Origin of the sequence: Sphingomonas sp. (assembly GCF_051962185.1) — a bacterium.
GTDB lineage: Bacteria > Pseudomonadota > Alphaproteobacteria > Sphingomonadales > Sphingomonadaceae > Sphingomonas.
In genome coordinates, this window is record NZ_JBQCCN010000110.1 from 1 (window position 1) to 4,059 (window position 4,059).

10 protein-coding genes are annotated in these 4,059 nt (G+C 53.1%); all 10 read left to right on the forward strand.

The genetic code is table 11. From position 1 onward, the window contains the following. Positions 1–385, forward strand: a 385-nt coding sequence (locus ACTHJR_RS06400; RefSeq protein ID WP_440522293.1) for a hypothetical protein, incomplete at its 5' end; no start/stop codon positions are given. After that, positions 385–633, forward strand: a complete 249-nt coding sequence (locus tag ACTHJR_RS06405; protein ID WP_440522294.1) for a hypothetical protein — start codon at positions 385–387, stop codon at positions 631–633. The genes ACTHJR_RS06400 and ACTHJR_RS06405, both read left to right, overlap by 1 nt. Continuing rightward, the gene (locus ACTHJR_RS06410) at positions 630–884 is read left to right on the forward strand and encodes a hypothetical protein (protein WP_440522295.1); all 255 of its coding nucleotides are present in this window, start codon (positions 630–632) and stop codon (positions 882–884) included. Before ACTHJR_RS06405 ends, ACTHJR_RS06410 begins: the two co-directional genes overlap by 4 nt. Before the next feature lie 29 nt (positions 885–913). After that, positions 914–1,111 carry a hypothetical protein gene (locus tag ACTHJR_RS06415; RefSeq protein ID WP_440522296.1) on the forward strand — a complete coding sequence of 66 codons (198 nt, stop codon included), beginning with the start codon at positions 914–916 and terminating at the stop codon, positions 1,109–1,111. A gap of 273 nt (positions 1,112–1,384) precedes the next feature. Next, on the forward strand, positions 1,385–1,849 hold the full coding sequence (locus tag ACTHJR_RS06420) for a hypothetical protein (RefSeq protein ID WP_440522297.1): 465 nt from the start codon (positions 1,385–1,387) through the stop codon (positions 1,847–1,849). A 105-nt stretch (positions 1,850–1,954) separates the two neighbouring features. After that, positions 1,955–2,284, forward strand: a complete 330-nt coding sequence (locus ACTHJR_RS06425) for a hypothetical protein (protein ID WP_440522298.1) — start codon at positions 1,955–1,957, stop codon at positions 2,282–2,284. Further along, positions 2,281–2,541, forward strand: coding sequence for a hypothetical protein (locus ACTHJR_RS06430; RefSeq protein ID WP_440522299.1), 261 nt, complete (start codon positions 2,281–2,283; stop codon positions 2,539–2,541). The genes ACTHJR_RS06425 and ACTHJR_RS06430 overlap by 4 nt, the downstream gene beginning before the upstream one ends. Before the next feature lie 81 nt (positions 2,542–2,622). Continuing rightward, entirely contained in the window at positions 2,623–2,832 is a 210-nt protein-coding gene (locus ACTHJR_RS06435; RefSeq protein WP_440522300.1) for a hypothetical protein, read from the forward strand. After that, the gene (locus ACTHJR_RS06440; RefSeq protein ID WP_440522301.1) at positions 2,825–3,283 is read left to right on the forward strand and encodes a hypothetical protein; all 459 of its coding nucleotides are present in this window, start codon (positions 2,825–2,827) and stop codon (positions 3,281–3,283) included. Before ACTHJR_RS06435 ends, ACTHJR_RS06440 begins: the two co-directional genes overlap by 8 nt. Positions 3,284–3,550: 267 nt before the next feature. Then, positions 3,551–4,059, forward strand: a 509-nt coding sequence (locus ACTHJR_RS06445; RefSeq protein WP_440522302.1) for an ATP-binding protein, incomplete at its 3' end; no start/stop codon positions are given.

Here is a 4,059-nt window from a genome sequence, read left to right on the forward strand (position 1 = left end):
CGTCGCTCAGCAGCATGCCAACGTCATGGCGGGTGTTGAGCCCAACGAAGGTCTAATCACGCTGGAGCAGCTTCTGGCTGGCGCTGGCGGGTATCTAGAACGCAATGGATATTTCTTCCATACGGCCATTCCGGTGACCGATGATACGCTCGTCGTGAAGGTTGGTCGCACGGCCAATTCGAAAGTGTGGTATCTCGCCGCACTCAAGATCACCGGCATCGGCCAAGGCTACGACTGGATCGGTCGTGTGCGTAGGCGTAATCGGTATGGCTCGCGCGTTTTCCATGTCGATTTCTGGCCGGGTAATATCTCGATAAACGGCACATTCGAAACCGAGGAAGAAGCCAACAACTTCCTCATAAACCAAGTCAAGGAGTATGCGTGATGACCATGTCACTCGTCTCTGCGGGAGCCAATGGTAAAATTCCGGGCCGCTTTCTTGATCTTCTCGCCATGCATATGCGCAGACTGCAGACCGATGACTCGGTCACCGTCGCAATCGAAATTCGAGGACGCGACATTCGCAGGTTCCAGCTTATTGCTGTGGGTGAAGATGCTCTGGAATTGAAGGACGGCGATGAAACTGTCGTCGTGCCTTTACATGCCATCGACACACTGAGGTTCCCGAAATGAGCACCTACGACCCTATCACAGGATACGGGGCACACAATGTGAATGCCCCGTTAGTCAGCGCAACACTCGGGCTCGGACAACGAGTTCGGTACGTGGGCGAGGACCCCATCGTCCTTCTGGACAACAACGGCGAAGGCACCGTGATCAAATCTACTGACAAGCACGGTATAGTCGGCGTTCAGATGGACAACCCAAACGGCATTGGTACCGCCCGAGTATTTGCGGCTGCCGTAGAGTTTGAACCAATCTAGGAGTAACACGCCCCCATAGGAGATTAAACATGGGACGTATCCGGACGCTTATTTTGCGTTGCTATCACTATGCGCACCATCCGGCAGCGCTTGGTGAGCGCCCCCTACACCTTGCTTATTTCGCCTTCGTGGCGTTTGAGTCCCACCATATCTATGGTTACATCGCTGCGGGCTTGTTCTTTACGACCCTGCTCGCAACGGGCAGTAAGGAGGACACCAAAGAATGAAACTTTTCAATAAGTTGGTTCAGGTGTGCGAATGGGCGCGCTCCCCTAAGGGGAGTTCGGCCATCGTCATCAAGTGTCTGTTGACGGGCACGGTGCTATCCGTGTTCGTTAACCCGACCTTTGGCCAAGCGCTTGGCGCTTTTGGAACCGTCTTCTGGATTTGGGTAAGGATCGAGTCATGATTTTTGTCGATATCCTTCGCGGTATTGTACTCTTGGGCTTGTGCGGGGGTTTTCCCCTCGCACTTGTTACCCTGTCGGGTAAAAATCAGCGATGAACCTCTGGTACAACCAGCCTCTCGACCTCCGCGCACCACGCGGAGGCGAGTTGGGGCTCAATGGACGAGAGTATAAGGGTGGCGAGTTTCTGCCATTCTATGTCCCGCGCCCTGAAATGCCGCAGATCGATGAGATTGACTTGCCAGAGTTCCTAGACTTTGTCAGGAACCGACAAGTCGACGTGCTTACCGAAGCTGTGGACCCTGCAACTCTGCGTGCTCATCAACGTATCGATATTGATATCGCGGTGAAAATGCAGCCACAAGTACTGGCTAAGCCTGCTGTCGTCAGCAAGGATAGTTATGTGCTTGACGGTAACCATCGTTGGTGGGCACATGTCCATCAGCACTTATCACCAATGAACATCCTGCGCATCGGCCTGCCTTTTGCAGAAGCCATCGCGTTGATGTTCGCGTTCCCAAAGACTTATACCCTAGTACCGGGTGATATAAGGAACTGAAAACATGCCTGTTTTTATTGTTGCGACTATCTGTGCGGCAGTAATTTTGCCAGCCTATGTTGGTCCCAAGAAATGGCGTGACGCCTATAATGAATGGCTCGGCGCATGAAACATGCCGCTGTCGATTATGATGGCTTCGCCCGCCAGCTAATGCTCGACGATCCTTCGATCAAGGAAATGATCCAGAAGAACGACGAGGAATATGCGGCTGTCAAGGCCCTCATGTTTCATTACACCCTGATCACTGGTCTGATCGGTAATACCTTTTCATACGAGGATCGTTGGTGCTATGAAAACCGTGAAAAAGCGCTCGAAGCAATGCATGAGTGGTCCGACCGAGGCTTCGAAGGGGAGCCTGTCGGTTGGCATCGTCATCCTGCTACTGGTCGTCGTCGTGTGGGCGGTGACCCTATGACGGAGTATATAAATCCATGAGCCAAATTTACGTCGTCGTCGCGGAACATCCCGATGTAAACGGTACGGACGTAGAGCCGTTCATTTCCCAAAAGAATGCCGAGGCGCGAGCACAGGCACTCTTCACGGAGATTGCAAGCGATTTACGGCTCAAGCCGCATGAGCGCTTTCAGGGTGAGCAGCAACTCAAGACGACCTACTATTGGGGATGGACCGATCCCCTCGATCCGATAGCGAGCGGCTATATCAAGATCAAACAGGTCGAACTTAAGCCGTAAAGTTACCCCGTAACTTGTCATTTCTGACAGGTAATCACCCGTAACCCGCCATATGTGACGGGTTACAAACAAGGAGCCACAATGGCACGAAAACCCAAGACCCCCGTGTCGCGTAATGCACACAAAATTGCCGGTAACCGGTACAAAGTCCCCTCAAAGCACCTGACCGCTGACGGCAAGGAAATCACCGCATGGCGCGTCGTCGAGTTCAAACCTAACAATATGCTTCCGCCCACGGGGAACCGTGAGGCTGCCCGTCGCCTACGCCAACTGGAGAAAAACAATGGCTGATAATGCTCTACTCGACCTTGGGCATGTTTTTGAACTGCTCAAGAAGTACCCCCCGTCGCAACTTCCGCTGGAAGCCGAGAACATCAATGATGTCAAGGGCCTAGACGTTATCGAGGCGATCTTCAAACAAGGCTGGCCCGAGCGTGCGCTTGTTGCCATGCTGCGTAAGGCGATGATCGACAAGAAAGCTGTCAAGTTCACTTACGAAGGCCTGCCTCGTACCGTCGAAGTCCATGCCTTCGGTGAGTCATCTAAGGGTCACCTGCTGTTCCGAGGCTTCCAGACCGCTGGCGAGTCTGAAAACCAGCTTCCGAATTGGCGCTTGTTCAACCTGAGCAAAATTCCGGTTGAGAGCTTCGATATCACCAATGTCGATAGTCTGGCACCGCGCCCCGGCTATAAGCAAGGTGACAGTCAGATGACTGTGTTCAGCGAGTTGAAGGTCGCCTAAGGTGGCAAAGGTGGCTGAAACTCGCAGGCTGTATAACGCCAAGCTCACAGCTACGAGGGGACCTGTTGGGTCCCCTCTATACCTACTCAGGACACGTGCTAACTTCCTCAACAGTGTTTCCATTGTTGATCCCGACTTTGATGAGGACGCGTGGGCAGAAGAACCCACGAGTGAACATCTGGACTACCTTGCAGAAACCGGTGACGAGGAAACTCGTGACCTGATACGATCCTCTTTGGGATATATTGCCCGATGAAATTAGAAAGAGTGGACCGTAACGTCCAAACTTCTGGTGTGCAGGAAGTAGCCAAGGCTACCATCCGTGCAACGCCCAAGATTTTCGAAATGTTCGCCGACCAGACGTATGCGAACAAACCTCTCGCCATCGCTCGCGAGCTTACTGCGAACGGCGTGGATAGTCATATTGCTGCAGGCACACCCAACACACCGGTCGAGGTAACTCTGCCGACTGAGCTTGATCCCGTGTTCAAGGTCCGCGACTTTGGCACTGGCATGAGCCACGACTTCATGATGACGTCGTTCATGGCTTATACGGACGGCTCGACCAAGGACAAGTCGAACGACCAGATCGGCGGCTTTGGCATTGGCTCTAAGTCTCCGTTCGCCTACACTGACCAGTTCACAATTCGGTCAGTGCACAAGAACATTCTGTCGATCTACAGCGTGTTCAAGGACGATGACGGTATCCCCGCCATTGGCTTGCTCGGTCAGAAAACGACTGATGAACATGACGGGGTGGAAGTCAGCTTCCCCGT

What these genes read in the sequence shown, in the direction of transcription:
- ACTHJR_RS06405 (WP_440522294.1), top strand. Translation starts at nt 385, where the DNA reads ATGACCATGTCACTCGTCTCTGCGGGAGCCAATGGTAAAATTCCGGGC.
- ACTHJR_RS06415 (WP_440522296.1), top strand. Translation starts at nt 914, where the DNA reads ATGGGACGTATCCGGACGCTTATTTTGCGTTGCTATCACTATGCGCAC.
- ACTHJR_RS06440 (WP_440522301.1), top strand. Translation starts at nt 2,825, where the DNA reads ATGGCTGATAATGCTCTACTCGACCTTGGGCATGTTTTTGAACTGCTC.
- ACTHJR_RS06430 (WP_440522299.1), top strand. Translation starts at nt 2,281, where the DNA reads ATGAGCCAAATTTACGTCGTCGTCGCGGAACATCCCGATGTAAACGGT.
- ACTHJR_RS06435 (WP_440522300.1), top strand. Translation starts at nt 2,623, where the DNA reads ATGGCACGAAAACCCAAGACCCCCGTGTCGCGTAATGCACACAAAATT.
- ACTHJR_RS06410 (WP_440522295.1), top strand. Translation starts at nt 630, where the DNA reads ATGAGCACCTACGACCCTATCACAGGATACGGGGCACACAATGTGAAT.
- ACTHJR_RS06425 (WP_440522298.1), top strand. Translation starts at nt 1,955, where the DNA reads ATGAAACATGCCGCTGTCGATTATGATGGCTTCGCCCGCCAGCTAATG.
- ACTHJR_RS06420 (WP_440522297.1), top strand. Translation starts at nt 1,385, where the DNA reads ATGAACCTCTGGTACAACCAGCCTCTCGACCTCCGCGCACCACGCGGA.